This is a genomic window from Vibrio sp. QJM3NY_26 (assembly GCF_057786005.1).
The window spans coordinates 620,904-638,253 of the sequence record NZ_CM173516.1 but is presented as its reverse complement, the minus strand read 5'-3'; the positions used below and the strand labels follow the sequence as shown (position 1 = coordinate 638,253).

Genomic DNA, 17,350 nt, shown 5'->3' with positions numbered 1-17,350 from the left:
CTCAATGCACTTGCTTGCCTTTACGGTGAGTGCCTTGCATTGAATTAGGCATGGAAGGCTTTCTACAAAATGAGGACTATCAAATGATAGAAAACAGTTTTGCAATAACGACGACGTTCATTGCGTATCTAATTATGATGCTAGCGATCGGTGTTATTGCTTACAAACGTACATCTAACTCAACTGACTACTTCCTAGGTGGTCGTTCGTTAGGCCCATGGCCTGCTGCACTTTCTGCTGGTGCATCAGACATGAGTGGTTGGTTGCTACTTGGCCTGCCTGGTTACGCTTACGCTGCTGGCTTTGAAGCATTTTGGCTTGCTGGTGGCCTACTTGTTGGTACTTGGGCAAACTGGTTAATCAGTGCAAAACGTCTACGTACTTACAGCATTACGACTGAATCACTGACGCTGCCTGAGTTCCTATCTCGTCGTTTCAATGATAATTCTAAGCTGATCCAAACAATTTCTGCTTTCTTTATCCTTTTATTCTTCCTTTTTTACACAAGTTCAGGCTTGGTAGCAGGTGGTAAATTGTTTGAAACGGTATTCGGCCTAGATTACACAACTGCGGTAATTATCGGTACGGTATGTGTGGTTTCGTACACCCTGTTTGGTGGTTTCCTTGCGGTATCTTGGACTGACTTAGTTCAAGGCTTGCTAATGTCTGCTGCGCTATTGATTGTACCAATCGCGGCAATGAACGGTGGCCTTGGTCAGCTATCTAGCGACCTACATAACATCAACCCAGAGCTTCTAACGCTATGGAATGATGCGAAAGGTGAGCCATTGTCTGCTATTGCGATCATCTCGCTAGCGGCATGGGGCTTGGGTTACTTCGGTCAACCACACATCTTGGCTCGTTTTAAAGCAACTCGTTCAAACAAAGATCTTGTGACAGCACGCCGCATTGCGGTTATCTGGACTGCATTGTCTATGGTTGGTGCAATGCTAGTTGGTCTTGTTGGTCTAATTTACGTGACTAACTCTGGCGCGCCTAAACTAGACGATGGCGAGAAGATCTTCATGCTTCTTGTTAACGCAATGTTCCACCCAGTAATCGCCGGTATCCTACTTGCTGCAATCCTAGCGGCAATCATGAGTACTGCTGATTCACAACTTCTTGTTTCTTCATCTGCAATGGCAGAAGACTTGTACAAGCAAATTCTGAAGAAAGACGCAACGTCAGAAGAGATTGTTCGTGTTGGCCGTTTCGCGGTTATCCTAATTTCTCTGATTGCTCTTGTGCTAGCGATGACGCCGGACAGTTCAGTTCTTGGCCTTGTATCTTACGCATGGGCAGGTTTTGGTGCTGCGTTTGGTCCAGCTATCGTGTTGAGCCTGTACTGGTCTCGTATGAACCGTAACGGCGCTCTAGCGGGTATCGTGGTTGGTGGTGTTACGATTGTTCTTTGGAAACAGTTCACGGGCGGTTGGTTCGATGTTTACGAAATCGTACCGGGAATCATCCTATCGACTCTTTCTATCGTTATTGTGAGCCTAATTACTGGCGAACCAGAAGACGAAGTTAAGAAGCAACACGCTGAATTTAAGAAGAACCTAGTTGAGCTAGACTAATTTACATTGTAAAACAGATGTGAATTAGCAACGAATATTAGCTAAAAATAATAGAGTCACTTCGGTGGCTCTATTTTTTTGACTATACCCCAATGCTTTGACCTTTCGACCTTTGTTGCGTCTGGCAAGTTGAGTGTATTGAGCATGTTTACCTTGTTGGTGACGCTGGCTAAGTCATACTTCTAGGCTCGGAGCATTTCAGTTCCCACAGGGATACATTACTCTTGCTAAGAGCAGTTGAGTAAATGAATAGGAAGGTGGTCGTGCCTCAAGTAATCCCGAATATTGGCTTTAACCATGAAAAAACGGCGCAGGCTGAGCTGGAGTTGGTGCCCTTGTCTCGGCTCTATTCAGAAAGCAATATTAACCACGATCCTCAACTGCCCCATCGTGTCAGTTTCTTCCTGATTTTGTTTATCGAGCAAGGCTCTGGCACGCACATGGTCGACTTTGAGGACTACCCTTTTAGCCAAGGGAGCGTGTTGTTCATTCAAAGAGAGCAGGTGCACGCCTTTGATTTTAGTAATAAGCCACAAGGCACAGCGGTTTTGTTTACTCAAGCGTTCTTAGACAGCGTTCACGCTAACATGAAGTTGCCGAACTACACGCCTACTCATTTGAACAAGACACATTCTGCACTGTTGTCACTAGACGTATCCCATCAAGATCGAACGCAGAGCCTGTTACAGCAAATTATGACGGAACTGAAACAGTCAGAATCCGATCCCTTGATTGTGATGTACCTGTTCTCAGCACTAGCACTGATTCTTCATCGCCTGCGACCAGAAGTGAAGCAAGACGCCTTGAGCTTGCAGCAGAACATTAAGTTTGCCCGCTATTTTGAGCTTCTTCAAAACAACTACCTGCGCGTGCGTGATGCAAACTGGTACGCCAATCAAATTAACACCACCTACAAGACGTTGAACCAAGTGTGCAAAGTCGCAACGGGGTTAACTGCCAAGCAAATCATCGATTCTTTTACCGTTTTAGAAATGAAGCGTCAGCTGGTGGTAACCAATATTACGTCTCAAAAAATGGCGTCGGATTTTGGTTTTGAAGACGCCAGTAATTTTGTTAAGTACTTTAAAAATCATACTCAAATGACGCCGAGCGAGTTTCAAAAGAAATATTCCAAGCCTTCCCTCTCTGAATAGTGAATGGGTCGATACGAATCATCTAAGGTTCGATATCTACCATTTTTCTGCCTAAATCCACTCTGCCGTGAGTCTCTCTCGTTGATTAATATAGTTTCCAAGCCAACGAGAGGACTTTAAAAATGAAAACAATAACTAAATCTACATTACTAGCGGCAAGCGTATTTAGCGCTTCTACTTTCGTAACCACTGCGACTGCCCAAGAGCTGTCTATTCAAGAAAAAGCGGTAGCGGTTATTTCGAGCATTGAAACGGGCGACGCAAAAGCGGTGAGCTACATTAACCCTGAAAAGTACATTCAACATAACCTAGCTGTTGGCGATGGCTTAGCGGGCTTTGGTGAAGTGCTACAAATGCTGCCTGAAGGCTCTGCGAAAGCGCAAGTGACGCGCTCATTTCAAGATGGCGACTATGTTGTCACTCATACCGAATACAACTTCTTTGGCCCGAAAGTCGGTTTTGATGTGTTCCGCTTTGAAGAGGGACAGATAGTTGAGCATTGGGACAACCTGCAAGAAATTGCCAAGCCAAACGCAAGTGGACGAACTCAATTAGATGGCGCGACTAAAGTCGTAGATCTCGATCAAACGGACAAAAATAAGCAGTTGGTCAGTGGTTTCGTTAAAGACATCCTGATCGGCGGTGATATGGCGAAGATTAATAACTATATCGATAATGAAGACAGTGCTTACTTACAGCACAACCCAGGAGTAGCCGATGGTCTAAGCGGTTTGGGTGAAGCTTTGGGTGCGCTAGCAGAAGTGGGTATGCCAATGGTTTATACCGCCAACCATAAGATTTTAGGCCAAGGTAACTTTGTGTTGTCGATCAGTGAAGGCCAGTTCATGAATAATCACGTTGCTTTTTATGATCTATTCCGTGTTGATGACGGAAAAATTGTAGAGCACTGGGATACCATTGAAATCATTCCTGTTCGTTCAGAGTGGAAAAATTACAATGGTAAATTTGGCTTTTAAAATGTGGGCTAAATTCAACCAAACATGGTTTGCTTAAGCGGTACTTTCGCAGAGGAAGTGCCGTTTTTTTATCGATCAATTTGATGACTAAGACGGGGGAAGTACTGTCATTATGGGGTTTTACAATGTAAATCGAAACCGCATGAACGAGGGAGGATAAATGGAAGAAGAAGGATCTTGATGGCGTTTGATGTCAAAAAACGAAAGAGAAAAATGGCTATTTTTTGAACTTGGCGCTCACTTTTGTAATTAGCTCGGTGAATAGTGAAACCAAATTCGACATGATGTGTCAATTGTCAGTAACCACTAAAGACCTATAGGACAAAGGTATGCCTGATCTCTATTGCAAAGGATGTAAAAAAACAACACTACATAAGTCTATAATGAAACGTTGTGAATCTGAGCCCGAGACAACCTCTGGCCGTATGATGCAATGGACGTCAAAGCTATTTAGTGGAAATCTGTACTACGATATGGAAACTCAGCACTTCTGTCGAACGTGTAACTGCCGTTGCGAAACAGGAAGTACTGTACCCCAAGTTGGTTTAGCTTAACTTACAGTAAGCGCTCACTAACTTAGATCAAAAAACCTCCGTTTTAGGAGGTTTTTGCGTTTCTATGCGGCTTTGAGTGCTAGTTCGGCGTCAATGGCGTTGCCATCAATCTTCACTTCCCATCCATAGTTCGAGTATTCACTTGCGAGTGCTTCAGCAACATCTTTTGATACTGTTACGTGTGTCCATGAGCCAATACCGTATGGTTTGTACGCGAGTTCTTGTGTCTTCATAATAGAGTTATCCTTTCTCTTTGATAATCCCATTATTCACTTTGGCCTATATCCTTTCTTTCGTTTCTGGCTCAACTTATTTGTTATTCGGGTCATTTCTATAATAATTTGTTAATAGTCAAAGATTGATTTATAAGGGGTCTTATCGTTCCATATTGATTTATATTTGATGTGAATACTAATGGCGTATTTAGTTTTTTAAATGTGTGAGCGAGGTTTTCTTCGATTGTTCGTGGTATGGAATATACTGAGCGGAATTTAGAATGTTTAAGGAATGTTATGTCTCAGCATCAACTCGATCGTATCGATAAAGAGATACTAAGAATTCTGCATATGAAAGGGCGTTTGCCTGTTGTTGAGTTGGCAAAGCAGGTCAACCTAACGACGTCCCCTTGTTCTGATAGATTGAAGCGATTGGAGAAAGAAGGCTACATAACGGGCTACCATGCCGAACTCTGTTCAGAAAAGCTGGGACTCGATGTCCAGGTCTTTATCCATATTCGTCTCGACCAGACCAGCTTCTCGATTTTCGATAAATTCGCCCAAGCGGTTGAAATGATGCCTGAAGTGGAAGAGTGTTATTCGCTGTCGGGTGATTTTGACACCATGATCAAGGTTCGAGTGAAAGACATGAAGGCATACCAAGCGTTTATGGCAACCAAGCTGGGTACACTGCCAGGCGTGATTCAGACTCGCAGCGAAGTGGTGATTGAAGAGCATAAGAAGGGCTTTGGTGTTAACCCTGAGTTGTTGGCCACCCTAAAATAGTGGCCTGCTTTCGCCTTACCAAGGTTATTTAGATATAAAAAATGGAAGCCGATAAGCTTCCATTTTTTGTTGAGCGTCAGATGAGGGCATCAGATTAAGTTAGAGCAAATAAAGTTAGAGCAAATAAAGCGAGAACAGATAAACTGCTTATAGCGTAATTGCCGCAGAAATTAAGCCAATCACACCACCGAATACTCCGCCCCAAACGACCAACCAGCCAAGGTGTTTCTTGATCATGGCTTGAACCATCTCTTTAACCAGCTTTGGTGTCAGTTCATTCAAGCGCTGATCGATGATCGCTTCAATGTTCTCTTTGATTTCATCCATCATTGCAGGCGATTCAAGTTCATCCTTGATGGCATTTTTTACCGAATCACTCTTGCTGATTTCAATCACAGACTCTTGCATCTTCTCTACAAATGGCGCTTTCATCGGCTGCAGTGCTTCTGTGCCGCCAACCATTGCCAACATGCCACCAAACTGTGAGTTCTCGATAACATGCACCAGTGAATCGAATGCAGGGTTGAAGTCGATCTTCTTAATCACGGGTTCTAGGTTGAGCGACTTACCGCTCATCTCGCTGCTTAGGAAGCGGTCGATATTACCTTCGGTAAAGAATTGTTCCATCATCAGTTGTTTAATAGCCGCCTTGAACTCTTCAAAACGAGCTGGAATAACGCCAGAACCGTATAAGCCGGGTACTTTTTCGAACAACATGTGAATCGCAAGCCAGTTGGTGATGGCACCAGAAAAGGCGAATAGGCCTGCATAAAGCAAGTATTGGTTTGCTGTCGCATAGCCGCCAGCAAGCAGTGCTAACGCGATTACGTTAGTTAAGACACTTTTGTTCATGGTTGATCTCTAGAAAGAATACTGCGCGCATTTTAAGAAAAAAACGCCAAGAAAAAAACAAAAGGATCGATGAAGTTTATGGGGAAGATGAAAATAGATGAGAAAGAGGCTAAGAATAACAGGCATAAAAAAGGCTAGCCTCCCCCCGAAGTCTAGCCTTATTCCAGAACGCGCAAGCGAGGCGTCTTTGGTGTTAATGTCATTATATAATTACGACATAACATTCTGCCACGTGTAATTTACCATTAGTTAACAAATTGGTGTGAATTACACCGCACTTTTAAAGTAGCACATAAATCAAGCACTCGACGCTTGGTCAAGATTATCGGCAATGAAGCCTCCGGTCTGGTGATTCCACAATTGAGCATAGATGCCATTTTGTGTAATCAGCTCTTGGTGAGTGCCTTCTTCAACGATATTGCCTTGATCGAGTACGATTAAGCGATCCATTGCTGCAATCGTCGATAAACGGTGTGCAATTGCAATCACGGTCTTGCCTTCCATGAGCTCAATCAAGCTCTCTTGAATTGCGGCTTCTACTTCTGAATCAAGTGCTGATGTTGCTTCATCCAGAACCAACAGCGGTGCATTCTTCAGAAGTACGCGTGAGATAGCAACACGTTGACGCTGACCACCCGAAAGCTTAACGCCTCTCTCACCAACTTGAGCATCGTAACCAATGTTACCAAACGGGTCGGTGAGCGTTTCAATGAACTCGTGCGCGTGCGCTTGTTTGGTTGCGGCATACACCTCTTCATCTGTCGCGTCAGGTCGACCGTAAAGGATGTTCTCTTTGATTGAACGATGAAGCAATGAGGTGTCTTGAGTCACCATGCCGATGTTGCTGCGCAGTGAGTCTTGCGTGACATCTGAGATCACTTGGTCATCAATCAGGATGCGGCCATTTTCTACATCGTGGAAACGTAGTAGCAAGTTAACTAAGGTTGATTTACCTGCACCTGAACGGCCAACCAAGCCGACTTTTTCTCCCGGTTTGATGTTGAGGTTTAGGTTGTTAATCACACCCTTATTCTCGCCGTAGTTAAAGCTCACGTTATCGAAATGGATACCGCCTTGTGGAACGTCCAAAGGCTTCGCGTCTTTTTTGTCTTCAATAGCGATGGGTTTAGATAGCGTTTTAATACCATCAATCACGGTGCCTAGGTTTTCAAACAAGCCACCAATTTCCCACATGATCCATTTCGACATGCCGTTAATACGTAAAGCCAAGCTGACTGCGATGGCAATTGCGCCCACGGTGATCGCGTTGTCTAGCCACAGGTAGATAGATATGCCGGCAATACTGAACACCAACAAGTAGTTGGCGAACTCGACGCAGATGTTGAAGCCGGTCACTAAGCGCATTTGGCGATGGACAGTATCTAAGAAACCTTCCATGCCTTCTTCGGCGTATTCTGTTTCTCTTTTGCTGTGTGAGAATAGTTTGACCGTTGCGATGTTGGTGTAGCTATCCACAATACGACCCGTCATCAACGAGCGAGCATCGGCTTGCTCAGAAGACACATCTTTGAGTTTCGGTACGAAGTGCAGCTGAATGCTGACGTAAATGAACAACCAAACCAGCATCGGAGCCATCAAGCGCCAATCTGATTCTGCGAGTATGAATAACATTGCCGTAAAGTAGACCGTCACATAGACGAACACATCGACCATTTTGGTCACGGTTTCACGTACTGCGAGCGAGGTTTGCATCACCTTGGTGGCGACACGTCCGGCAAAATCATCTTGATAAAACGACAAGCTTTGCTTCAAAAGGTAGCGGTGCGCTAACCAACGAATCGACATTGGGTAGTTGCCCAGCAAAGTTTGGTGAAGCAATAGCGAGTAGACGCTGATCAAGATTGGCATCACGACCAACAGTAGAACGCCGAGCCCCATCAGTGTTGATTTATTATCAGCAAGGAAGGTTTCGGGGTTGCTTGTTGATAGCCAGTCAACCAGTTGTCCCATGTAGCCGAACAGCGCGACTTCGATGATCGCGATGGTCATGCTCATCAACCCGAGCAAGATCAACGGCTTTTCGAAACCTCGAGTGTAATGGCGGCAGAACGCCAGTATCCCAGTAGGAGGTTGTATCGGCTCCCCCTTTGGAAAGGCTTCGGTAAAGCCTTCAAATTTCTTGTACATAGATTTCCCTTTATAAGCTGCTGCATCTATGAGTTAGTGCATCGTAAGCGCAGCTTTGTTTTTATAAATTCGGTTTGAAATTTTATCGGTGTTAATGAGTTCTTATAAGCATTAAGTCATTCGATGGATTTTTTGTTTTAACTTTTAGTTAAGCGACGAAGGAAAGATCTAAAGAGTGTCTTTCATGACGCTTATTTTAGATTGAATCAGACAGGAAAAGTTAAGCTTATTTCAAACGTAATTGATGGTTATGCAACGGTGATAATCCTAACGTTAAATGGATTGAATTGTAACCAAAACTCGTGGTGAGCGAGAAAATGAAATCGGAATATTTATCCATAAAGCGACTTAACGAATATGCATACAGTTGGTTCTTTCTGATGTGCTGTTATCTCGCAGTAAAAATTACCGATTAATCTAAGATCTGCAGTGATTGTTTGGGATAAATATTCAAATCATTATTATTTTCAGTGAATCTTGTCGTAACAAGTTGTTTACAATTCTGAGGTAAATAAAAGATAGGGACGGTTGAAATGTTAAACCTACACAAAAAATCACTTCATATTACTAATGTTCAAAACGCCAATTGCGTTGTTATGGTTCCGCCAAAAGAGTTTCGATTTAACGAAGAAACAGCACGTGATAACGAGTTTCAGCACAGAGTCAATCTGACTGAAGCTGAGGTGAAGCTGGAAACGATGGCTGAATTTAAGGCTATGGTGGCTTCGTTGCGTAAAGAAGGTGTGCAAGTTGTAGAGTTTGATTACCCAGAATTGGGTGTCGAAACCCCTGACGCAGTGTTCCCAAACAACTGGTTCAGTACTTGTAGTGATGGAAGTTTATTCACTTTCCCTATGGCCTGTGAAAACCGTCAGCATGAAGTTAAGCCTACTGCTCTTATTGAAGTGCTGGAAGCGTCTGGTCGCATTGTTAACCACAGTGAGTCTATGGAGTCGTACGTTGCTCAAGGTTCTTATCTAGAGAGCACCGGTGTGATGGTTATCGATCACATCAATAAGACGATCTATGCGGCGCTTTCTCAGCGTTGCGACCGTGAAGTATTAGAAGATTATGCGAAGCGTATTGGTTATTCTCGCGTGGTTTCGTTCCAAACGGCATTACCGTCGGGTCAGCCGATTTATCACACCAATGTGATGATGGCGATTGGTGATAACTTCTGCGTGATCTGTGATGAAGTGATCCCTGAGTTTGAACGCCGTTTTGTGGTGAAATCTCTTGCCAAAGACAAGCAAGTTATCTCGATCTCGATCGATCAGATGAACCGATTCTGCGGCAACATTCTGCAATTGGAAACCGTGAATGGCGATAAAGTAATCGCGATGTCTCAGTCGGCTTACGATGCATTTTCTCCAGCTCAGTTAGCTCAGCTTTCGACACACGGAAAGTTACTACCGTTTAACGTGAAAACGATCGAAGACATCGGTGGTGGTTCGGTGCGATGCATGTTGGGTGAGGTATTTTTACCAACGCGAGTGAATCGTCTGTAACAAGTATAGAAAGTATAATAAGCACTCACTTCCAGCATTGAATCTTTGAATACCACTCTCATCGCAGAGTGGTATTTTTGTTTTTATCTATCTTTGTATCGGTCTACCAGAAGTAAGAAAACAGAAATAACAAAACCAGAGCTTGATACAAGAGCTAGCGCGCGAGCGGAAAAAAGCTAACAGATAAAAGCTATGAAGCGTTCTTAAAAGCTCTGTGTTCGATAAACTGAGCCGACAGTGCCACGACTTCCTTGGAGTAGACAAGCGCCGTGTGGTTGAGTTTGAGAGCGTAAGTATCCGTTGCCCCTCTCAGGTTTGCGTCTTCGAGTGTTACCGTGCCATCCCCCGGATTTTTTCCCAGTACAATACGTCCAACTCCGGCGTCGTAAGTGCCTGTAATCACGCCAATCGGCACATCAATATCGTAGTCACCCAAGCCATCACTTAAGATCATTTTGCTCGAACCAAATATAAACCCAAGACCATGATTCGAAAGCGTTTTGGCGATGGTTGCCCCATTGTGCGGAGTACCTGCGGTAATAATGCAGGTGTCTGCAAAGTCGGGTTGGTAGAACTTAAAGTAGTGGCGAATCAGCAAGCCACCCAGTGAGTGACCAAAGAAGTAGACTTCATCGTATTCATTAAAGCGAGCATTCACGAAGCGATTGAGGCGTTTGGCTGCAGAAGGGAAACGCAGCGAGTTGTAGGCAAACTTGTGCGTTGTAAAGCCGCGTTTTTTGAAGTTTCTATCCAGATATTGCATGATCAACGCAGGCATATATAGACCATGAATTAAAACTATATGTTTGTTTTTATTATTCATTTTTGTCCTCCGTCTGATGGTGTCCCCAGTATATTTAGTCGCAAATCTAAACTCAATAAAACTTGCTACTAATGGGACACAAAAGACAGAGGTGTGCATTATAGACAGGACGTTTGTTATAGATAGAGCGTTTGCTATATAGATAGAACGTTCGTTATAGAAAGAATGCGCGTTATAGACAAAGAGTGCTTGATGGACAAAGAGTGGGTTAGTCCGATCTCACTCCACCATACACATCAATGGTTAGGCCGCCTTGTTTAGCGTAAGTATTGGGTGTTAGACCGATGGTTTTCTTTAGGTAACGAATCAGGTGCGGTTGGTCGCTAAACCCAAATTGAAAGGCGACGTCTATCCAATCAATGTCATCCAAATTTCGTTTATACAAGTATTCCAGCATCGCTTCGAGCTTGTTCATCGATTGGCATTGTTTTAATGTCAGCCCTGTTACCTTGTTGAAGCTTCTTTCCAATGTTCTTTGCGAGCAAAACAGCTTGTCGCTAAGCTCTGCAATCGGTGTCGAACCAAGCACACCCAACACCTTACGTGTCAGTTCGCTGTGCCTATCCGTTTTAGCTGTCGATAACCAAGGAAGCAGCAAATCATCTAACTGCTGACAACAGGCTTCAACATCGGTTTGAGCAAGCTTAATCAATGACATAGCATCGGCATTTGAGCTGCTAAGCAAACCTGAAAGGTCGATAGAGTTAACGCGGTCTAGGCTAGGATGAGGGCAATCTGGGATAACCAGAGAGTACAGTGCGCCCACATGGAACTTGATGCCCAAATGAATAAACGGCTTTGAGTGATCCAGTTCAATGGCTTTATGGTGTGGCAACAGTAGATGACAGCCAACGCCTTGGTCGACTTGTTGCTCTATTGTGTAGTGATAAACCTGCTCGCTTGGCGATAAGATCAGGTGCGCTGATGGATCGGGATTGAGTATCGGAAATTGATGAGTTTGAGCGTCGGGCGTCTTTTCAATCAGCCAGTAGCAATCAATGAACTGAGCAACTACAGGGGATTTTGGAGACTGTAACCAATTGATCATTAGACCTTCTATTTCAGATGATTGTCACCTCCAACTATATGTGGATATCGTTGGAGGTGACAGTTTTTATCAGTATCAATTGTTAGAACTTAGTCTTGATGTTTGTTAATCCGAATCAAGGCTAATCAGTTTCCTTTAATTCGCTAAAATCAAACTGCAAGATACGATGCTTTGATGATAACCCAGCGCGTTTGATGGCCTTTTGTGCGCCAATATTACTGCTTTCCGTAGAGCACATAGCTTCTACCCCTTGGCTATTAGCGTGTTGCTTTAGAAAGTGAATAACACGCGTTGCTAAGCCTTTACCGCGTTCTTCTTGTGCGACAATCATACCTAGGTCGGCAAACTGTGTTTGATGCTCATCGAACTTACGGCACTCTCCAGTAGCGAGAATGTCGTCACTTTCCCAGTAGCCCCATAGCTCTTGGCGGGCAATCAAATTACCGTAGTAACCGGTGAGCCACTCTTTTGGCGCGCCAATCGCTGATGAAGCAAACTCAACGAGCTGCTCCAGTTGTTCTTCTGTCGAGAGGCTCATCTCTATCTCTTCAATGCGGTCTGAATCACAATCAGATCTGGCTTGAGAGTTTTGGCGGTACATCATCGCATTCACTTTAAATGACACTGTGTTGTCGACACACAGTGATAAATATTGTGGTTCAGCGGTGCTCACGAATGCGCCTTTCACCTTACCAATCACAGAGCTGTTGTTCTCTACGATTAAGGTGAACAAGTCTTCAATATGAGTGCTGGCTGTTGGCGTTAGGTAGAACTGAAGTAAGTAGCCTTCGCCATTCAATACGCAATAACCGACAAGATTACCGTTTTCGTAAAAACCAAAATGGTCAGACATTGGCACAAAGCCAAAGTGCCACATGCCATCGAGTGGCGCTGTTGACTCAGTAAAGTAAGCCGTTTTAAGTTCGCTTAAGTCACTCAGTGCTGAGATTTTTTTGATGTCTAACATCGCTTGAATTCCTGCTGTCTTGATTCGATAGAGTGCGTGGTCGTCATCTTGTTCTCAGATACGTCAATTGACGATGAGATAATTGACGTATCTGAGCCACGTATCAATGACAGCAATTGTAGGCGACTGCTTGAGGTCGGTATTGAATAAAAACGACAGCTTTGAAAGGTGTGTGGGTGTTAACAGAAGAGCTGATGTTAATTGAAAGAGGGCAAGATATTTTGCCCTTTGCTGAACTTATTGATTGGGACGTTGAATCGGGCGCATTACTTTCCCGAGTCTTCAGCTTTGATGAGTTTTGTATCGACAGTTTCACTGTTTAACTCAGGTTCAACTAAGACCTTTATCACGCCCTTTTGTAGAATCAGGTTGTTGGGGTAGGTGATAATGTTGCCCGAACTGTGTCGAAGAATAACGTGGAACATGGTGATATCGATGATCACACCGCTGATGTCTTCGTCTTTCTCCGCGACTCTTACTCTGTCGCCAATGCGATAAGGGAAGACGAAAAATATTAGTACGCTGGCTGTGAGGTTACTTAGAATCGACCATTGCGCGAATAAAGCGACACCCAGCACCGCAAATATGGATGACAAGAACAGCGAAATATCACCAAAACCCAAGTTAAGAACAATCGTAAACACAGCGATGAAGAGTAGAAACAGAACGATATTGAAACACTTAATCACGAACTGCTTTCGCTTCAATTCGACGCGCTTATTTTCCGCTAATGTTTCTATCCAGTTTTTCCCCAAGCGTTTTATCACCCAATACACAGTGATAAGAAGTAAACCTAAACCCACTTGTTTAAGCCACATATTGGATTGCAAAAACTCAACCATTAAATAAACCTCAATTTTTTCAAAATAATGACCTCTGCCGCTATGACCACGAGCAGCCCAATGCAAAATAGTGGGAATGCTATTGGGTTATCTGTTCCGGGTATTCCTGCAATATTGACACCCAGCAAACCGGTGAAAAACCCAGCAGGGAGGAAAATACCCGCAATGATAGAAAATAGGTACGTATTTCTATTCATTTTTTCAGCTTGTTGCTGACTTAGGCTCGCTAAAAATACATTAATTTGTTCGATGTAAAACTCAACAGACTCATTAATTCTCAGGATGGTATCAAGGCTGTTCTTTATATGACTGTTGTGCTTACTCAATGGTGCAGGCAGGTCACTCATTAAGTCCTCAAAAACGTATTTCTGAGGCTTCAAATAGCGCCTTAGTCTAAGTAGCCTTGAATGCAGAGCGTTAATCGATCTTATGTCGATATTGGATGTAGATTCTAACTCGTCAATCAAGAGTTCGACGGGTACTAGGAAGGTTGAAATGCTGTGGTTGATTCCACGTATCATGCCCAGTAATACATCAGGTAATGATGTCGGGCCTTGGTTTTGTTTGAGATCGGATATCAGATTACTGACCGCTTTTGAAGGAACTTTGCGTGTCGATATTAAAGTGCCTTTGTACCATAAGATGCGTAGGCTAAGCATGTCGTCAGGGTTAGCACCTTCGTTTAGATTAATGCCTCGCAGAATCATCAAAAAACAGTCGTGGCCAAATTGTTCAAATCGAGGGCGGGTGTCATCGGTGAGTAATGAATCGATTATGGCATTTGGAACCGTATTACTGTGGAGCCATTCTCTCAAACCGTCAGCATCTCTTTGGCAGTGATACCAAGTTGATTGCTCGAATGAGGCTGGGCTGGTGGTGTGTTCATGTGCCACACCCTCAGAAAATTGCCAGCTTGAAATTATGAAAGCGTCCATTCATTTGTCCTTAATTATATGACGTAAACATTAATATTGCGGCGCCATTCAGGTGCCGTATTGAACTGAGCTTAATCGTGGCAAGTTCAATGAGCGATGTGAGTGAGATAAAGTCTAATAAGACAGGTTGGTCTTTGGAGCACGACGGACTGTTCCATTATTGTCTCTATTAAATGTAGCTCATTGTTTCGTCGTTATAAATTAACACTCTGGATCCATGTTAGCGACGAAAAAAAAAGAAAAGACCGAGGTCTTTTCTTTTTCGGGGAAGTTGAGGAGAGCTTGCTCAGGCAACTCGAGTTTTCCGATGATTTACATAAGCAAAAACACTACCGACACGAAGCAAAAATATCTTGGTTCTCTCGGTATTCTTTGGTTTGTACATCCATTAGGCCGAGTAAAGAGTCGAACAGGTTGTCTTGGGAGAAGCTCTGTTCTTTGCCTGCCTTTCTTAAGCAGGTTTGGTTTATCCCTTTCTGCTCGGCGAAACCATCAGACATCCACATGATCATAGGCACATGGGTTTGCTCTTTCGGTGCCAATGAATAAGGCATGCCGTGTAAGTAGATGCCATTTTCTCCCAATGATTCTCCGTGATCGGAAATGTACATCAGCGCGACATTGTACTTATCGGTGAGTTTCTCTAGCTTCTGAATAGCCTGTGATAGAAAGAAATCTGTGTACAAGATGGTGTTGTCGTAGGTGTTGACCACTTGCTCTTTGGTGCAGTTTTCGATATCAGAACGTGGGCAGTCTGGCACAAACTTCTTATGATCTTCTGGGTATCGCTCAAAGTAAGTTGGGCCGTGAGATCCGGAGATATGATAGAAAATGATGCTATCTTGTTTAAGATCTTGAGTATCTTGTTCGAAGTTCTCTAGCATGGCTGTGTCATAGCACACTTCTTTATTACACAAAGGGTCGCTGTCTTTGGCAACCAGTGTCATCTCTTTGATTCGATGTGCGACTGCCTTGTCTCCACCATCGTGCTCTCGCCAGATAGAATGAATGCCCGCGCGATTCATAATGTCGACCACGTTATCTTGGTTGTAGGCTTTGTCGCGATCGTAGTTGCTTCGGTTCATGTTAGAAAACATACATGGCACAGAAACCGCAGTGGCTGTTCCGCATGACTGGACATCAGAGAAAAAGATCGGGTTATAGGGTTTGGTATGAGCATTGGTTTCTTTCTCATAGCCATAATATTGGTAGTTATATACACGTGCTGTTTCACCAAGAACAAACACCAATAAGGTTGGTTTTTCAGCTTGTTTAGCTTCTGGTTTTAGCTGCGCATCTAAGCCGATTTCTTGGTAAGGAATCGGTTCTTTGATGTAAGTATTGTTGATGTATTTTGCGGTTGAAGCGACGTATTCGGTCGGAATGATCATCTTTTTAAGATGAGAGTTATTACGACCAATCGATGCGTAATCTTTGTAAAACAACCCTGCAATGATGGCAATGAGGATCAAAGAAGACAGCAGCCCTATCGACTTCCAAATCGCAAAATCTTTCCAAGATTCTCTTTCAAGGTTTGTAAACAAAAGAAGCAGTGACGGGACTCCACCCATCAAGACAAACCATAAAATAGAATAGCTGCTTAGGTAGCTAGCGGCTTCTCCGCTGTTGGTTTCGAAGACGTTTTCTATCATTCCATAGTCTACAAAAATGCCGTAGTTGAACATGCTGTAGCTGACTAAAGAAGAAGTAAGTAGTAACAAGATAAAAAAAGCTTTGGCGAATATAGGCCAGTTGAATACTTGAAAGATAAAGTTGAATGCGGCGAGAAAGAAAAATGGGATCGAGATGATAAACCCAATGCTTTCGGCTTGTGAGGCACTAAGAATATTGAACAGTTCGCGTGAGATAGGTAAGTTAATGACAAGTAGGTAATACACAGCCAACACGAAAGGGAGTTTGTTTATCGACATATTTAAGCGTGGTAGATTCATCGTAATTGAGTTCCTGCGTCTCTTATTCCTTTATTTTAGTCTCGCTACCAAGAAAGCTCTAATATCAACGCATAAATCTCAATTAGGCGTGACGAGCGATAAACTGGTTAAAGTGAAATGACGCGGTAGGGCGTGTAGAAACAAAAAATTCACTTTACTGAGTGACCTTCATGACAAGGTGGAACAGCAAAGTGAATTAGTATGTTCAGCTTATTCTATGTGGTTCAATCACATTAGAAGTTGTATGAACCACCGAAGCTAATACTGTTGAAGGCAAGCGTTTTGTCTTCTTTCTTAAAGCCGTAGTCGTTCTCAACACTCACTGCGTCTGCTTGAGAAATTAGGCGCAATGTTAGATGTTCGATTGGCGTGTATTCAACACCCACACCAAAGTGGAAACCAGTACCGCTATCGTCATCGTAACCCGCGCTCTTGTTTGCGTTTAGGTCAACAGAGCTTAAACCAGCCAATACGAATGGGCGGATTGTGTTGTCGAATGTGTAACCGATGTTTGCAGATGCAGAGATAGATGTCGGCGACAGTTTTGCAGTCCCTTTTTTGTAGTCTGCGTAATCATTGTAGCCAAGCTCAACACCAATGATGCGGTTGAATTGGTAGCCGCCATATAGGTTGTAGCCCATGCCATCTGAATCTAAACTACCTTGACCATCTGTATCAGAATCTTGGTAGATACTAAGACCACCACCAATGTAAGCACCGCCGTCAGTACCCGCTGCTAAAGCTGGAAGAGAAACTGCGCTGATTAAACCCAGTGCTAATGCTGATTTCGTTATCTTGTTCATCTTTGTTACTCACTCTGTCATGTCTTCAAATGTGATTGTCGGTCACTGTCGATTTTTATTAGTTGTTGGTTTTTGGCCTCTCGACCGTTGTTGACAATTATCCCTGAGTTTTTTGCTCATTACTGTATGGCTTTGTAAGTTGAATCGTTACATAGATAAAAAAAATTCACTTTACTGAGTTACCTTTAAGACAAGGTGGTACAGCAAAG

General features: G+C 43.5%; 15 protein-coding genes. 5 read left to right on the top strand and 10 right to left on the bottom strand.

Annotated features, from left to right (window positions below; all coding sequences use genetic code 11):
* Positions 1–86 precede the first annotated feature (86 nt).
* From putP to AC3CH4_RS18150, 3 genes are all read left to right on the top strand, one after another.
* Positions 87–1,577 carry a sodium/proline symporter PutP gene (gene putP, locus AC3CH4_RS18160; RefSeq protein ID WP_029203037.1) on the top strand — a complete coding sequence of 497 codons (1,491 nt, stop codon included), beginning with the start codon at positions 87–89 and terminating at the stop codon, positions 1,575–1,577.
* A gap of 263 nt (positions 1,578–1,840) precedes the next feature.
* Positions 1,841–2,731, top strand: coding sequence for a helix-turn-helix domain-containing protein (locus AC3CH4_RS18155; protein ID WP_488544212.1), 891 nt, complete (start codon positions 1,841–1,843; stop codon positions 2,729–2,731).
* 122 nt (positions 2,732–2,853) lie between these two features.
* The gene (locus tag AC3CH4_RS18150; protein ID WP_488544211.1) at positions 2,854–3,708 is read left to right on the top strand and encodes a nuclear transport factor 2 family protein; all 855 of its coding nucleotides are present in this window, start codon (positions 2,854–2,856) and stop codon (positions 3,706–3,708) included.
* Positions 3,709–4,324: 616 nt separating this feature from the next.
* On the opposite strand, the gene AC3CH4_RS18145 is transcribed toward AC3CH4_RS18150, so the two are convergent.
* Positions 4,325–4,495, bottom strand: coding sequence for a hypothetical protein (locus AC3CH4_RS18145; protein WP_162838715.1), 171 nt, complete (start codon positions 4,493–4,495; stop codon positions 4,325–4,327).
* A gap of 279 nt (positions 4,496–4,774) precedes the next feature.
* Between AC3CH4_RS18145 and AC3CH4_RS18140 the strand changes: the two genes are divergently transcribed.
* Positions 4,775–5,263: an Lrp/AsnC family transcriptional regulator gene (locus AC3CH4_RS18140; protein WP_004732526.1), complete on the top strand. Its 489-nt coding sequence runs from the start codon at positions 4,775–4,777 to the stop codon at positions 5,261–5,263.
* A 147-nt stretch (positions 5,264–5,410) separates the two neighbouring features.
* On the opposite strand, the gene AC3CH4_RS18135 is transcribed toward AC3CH4_RS18140, so the two are convergent.
* Both AC3CH4_RS18135 and AC3CH4_RS18130 read right to left on the bottom strand, forming a co-directional pair.
* On the bottom strand, positions 5,411–6,115 hold the full coding sequence (locus AC3CH4_RS18135; RefSeq protein WP_017078426.1) for a DUF445 domain-containing protein: 705 nt from the start codon (positions 6,113–6,115) through the stop codon (positions 5,411–5,413).
* Between the two features lie 297 nt (positions 6,116–6,412).
* Entirely contained in the window at positions 6,413–8,263 is a 1,851-nt protein-coding gene (locus AC3CH4_RS18130) for an ABC transporter ATP-binding protein (protein WP_146455207.1), read from the bottom strand.
* A gap of 533 nt (positions 8,264–8,796) precedes the next feature.
* Here AC3CH4_RS18130 and AC3CH4_RS18125 point away from each other — a divergent pair.
* Positions 8,797–9,771 (top strand): arginine deiminase-related protein, encoded by a 975-nt coding sequence (locus tag AC3CH4_RS18125; RefSeq protein WP_004732521.1) that lies wholly within the window; start codon positions 8,797–8,799, stop codon positions 9,769–9,771.
* A 190-nt stretch (positions 9,772–9,961) separates the two neighbouring features.
* Here the strand turns inward: AC3CH4_RS18125 and AC3CH4_RS18120 are convergent, their stop codons facing one another.
* From AC3CH4_RS18120 to AC3CH4_RS18090, 7 genes are all read right to left on the bottom strand, one after another.
* Complete coding sequence (locus AC3CH4_RS18120) at positions 9,962–10,594, bottom strand: esterase/lipase family protein (RefSeq protein ID WP_488544210.1); 633 nt, start codon at positions 10,592–10,594, stop codon at positions 9,962–9,964.
* 208 nt (positions 10,595–10,802) lie between these two features.
* Positions 10,803–11,642: a helix-turn-helix domain-containing protein gene (locus tag AC3CH4_RS18115; protein ID WP_488544209.1), complete on the bottom strand. Its 840-nt coding sequence runs from the start codon at positions 11,640–11,642 to the stop codon at positions 10,803–10,805.
* A 121-nt stretch (positions 11,643–11,763) separates the two neighbouring features.
* Positions 11,764–12,609: a GNAT family N-acetyltransferase gene (locus AC3CH4_RS18110; protein WP_488544208.1), complete on the bottom strand. Its 846-nt coding sequence runs from the start codon at positions 12,607–12,609 to the stop codon at positions 11,764–11,766.
* 266 nt (positions 12,610–12,875) lie between these two features.
* Entirely contained in the window at positions 12,876–13,451 is a 576-nt protein-coding gene (locus AC3CH4_RS18105; RefSeq protein WP_237289958.1) for a mechanosensitive ion channel family protein, read from the bottom strand.
* On the bottom strand, positions 13,451–14,386 hold the full coding sequence (locus AC3CH4_RS18100) for a CorA family divalent cation transporter (RefSeq protein WP_054546020.1): 936 nt from the start codon (positions 14,384–14,386) through the stop codon (positions 13,451–13,453). The genes AC3CH4_RS18105 and AC3CH4_RS18100 overlap by 1 nt, the downstream gene beginning before the upstream one ends.
* Before the next feature lie 329 nt (positions 14,387–14,715).
* The gene (locus AC3CH4_RS18095) at positions 14,716–16,338 is read right to left on the bottom strand and encodes a phosphoethanolamine transferase (RefSeq protein ID WP_171311152.1); all 1,623 of its coding nucleotides are present in this window, start codon (positions 16,336–16,338) and stop codon (positions 14,716–14,718) included.
* A gap of 233 nt (positions 16,339–16,571) precedes the next feature.
* Positions 16,572–17,141 carry a porin family protein gene (locus AC3CH4_RS18090; RefSeq protein WP_054546018.1) on the bottom strand — a complete coding sequence of 190 codons (570 nt, stop codon included), beginning with the start codon at positions 17,139–17,141 and terminating at the stop codon, positions 16,572–16,574.
* Between the last annotated feature and the right edge of the window lie 209 nt (positions 17,142–17,350).

Coding starts and splice junctions, on each gene's coding strand:
- AC3CH4_RS18150 (WP_488544211.1), top strand. CDS start 2,854: ATGAAAACAATAACTAAATCTACATTACTAGCGGCAAGCGTATTTAGC.
- AC3CH4_RS18145 (WP_162838715.1), bottom strand. CDS start 4,495: ATGAAGACACAAGAACTCGCGTACAAACCATACGGTATTGGCTCATGG.
- AC3CH4_RS18140 (WP_004732526.1), top strand. CDS start 4,775: ATGTCTCAGCATCAACTCGATCGTATCGATAAAGAGATACTAAGAATT.
- AC3CH4_RS18135 (WP_017078426.1), bottom strand. CDS start 6,115: ATGAACAAAAGTGTCTTAACTAACGTAATCGCGTTAGCACTGCTTGCT.
- AC3CH4_RS18130 (WP_146455207.1), bottom strand. CDS start 8,263: ATGTACAAGAAATTTGAAGGCTTTACCGAAGCCTTTCCAAAGGGGGAG.
- AC3CH4_RS18125 (WP_004732521.1), top strand. CDS start 8,797: ATGTTAAACCTACACAAAAAATCACTTCATATTACTAATGTTCAAAAC.
- AC3CH4_RS18120 (WP_488544210.1), bottom strand. CDS start 10,594: ATGAATAATAAAAACAAACATATAGTTTTAATTCATGGTCTATATATG.
- AC3CH4_RS18115 (WP_488544209.1), bottom strand. CDS start 11,642: ATGATCAATTGGTTACAGTCTCCAAAATCCCCTGTAGTTGCTCAGTTC.
- AC3CH4_RS18110 (WP_488544208.1), bottom strand. CDS start 12,609: ATGTTAGACATCAAAAAAATCTCAGCACTGAGTGACTTAAGCGAACTT.
- AC3CH4_RS18105 (WP_237289958.1), bottom strand. CDS start 13,451: ATGGTTGAGTTTTTGCAATCCAATATGTGGCTTAAACAAGTGGGTTTA.
- AC3CH4_RS18100 (WP_054546020.1), bottom strand. CDS start 14,386: ATGGACGCTTTCATAATTTCAAGCTGGCAATTTTCTGAGGGTGTGGCA.
- AC3CH4_RS18095 (WP_171311152.1), bottom strand. CDS start 16,338: ATGAATCTACCACGCTTAAATATGTCGATAAACAAACTCCCTTTCGTG.
- AC3CH4_RS18090 (WP_054546018.1), bottom strand. CDS start 17,141: ATGAACAAGATAACGAAATCAGCATTAGCACTGGGTTTAATCAGCGCA.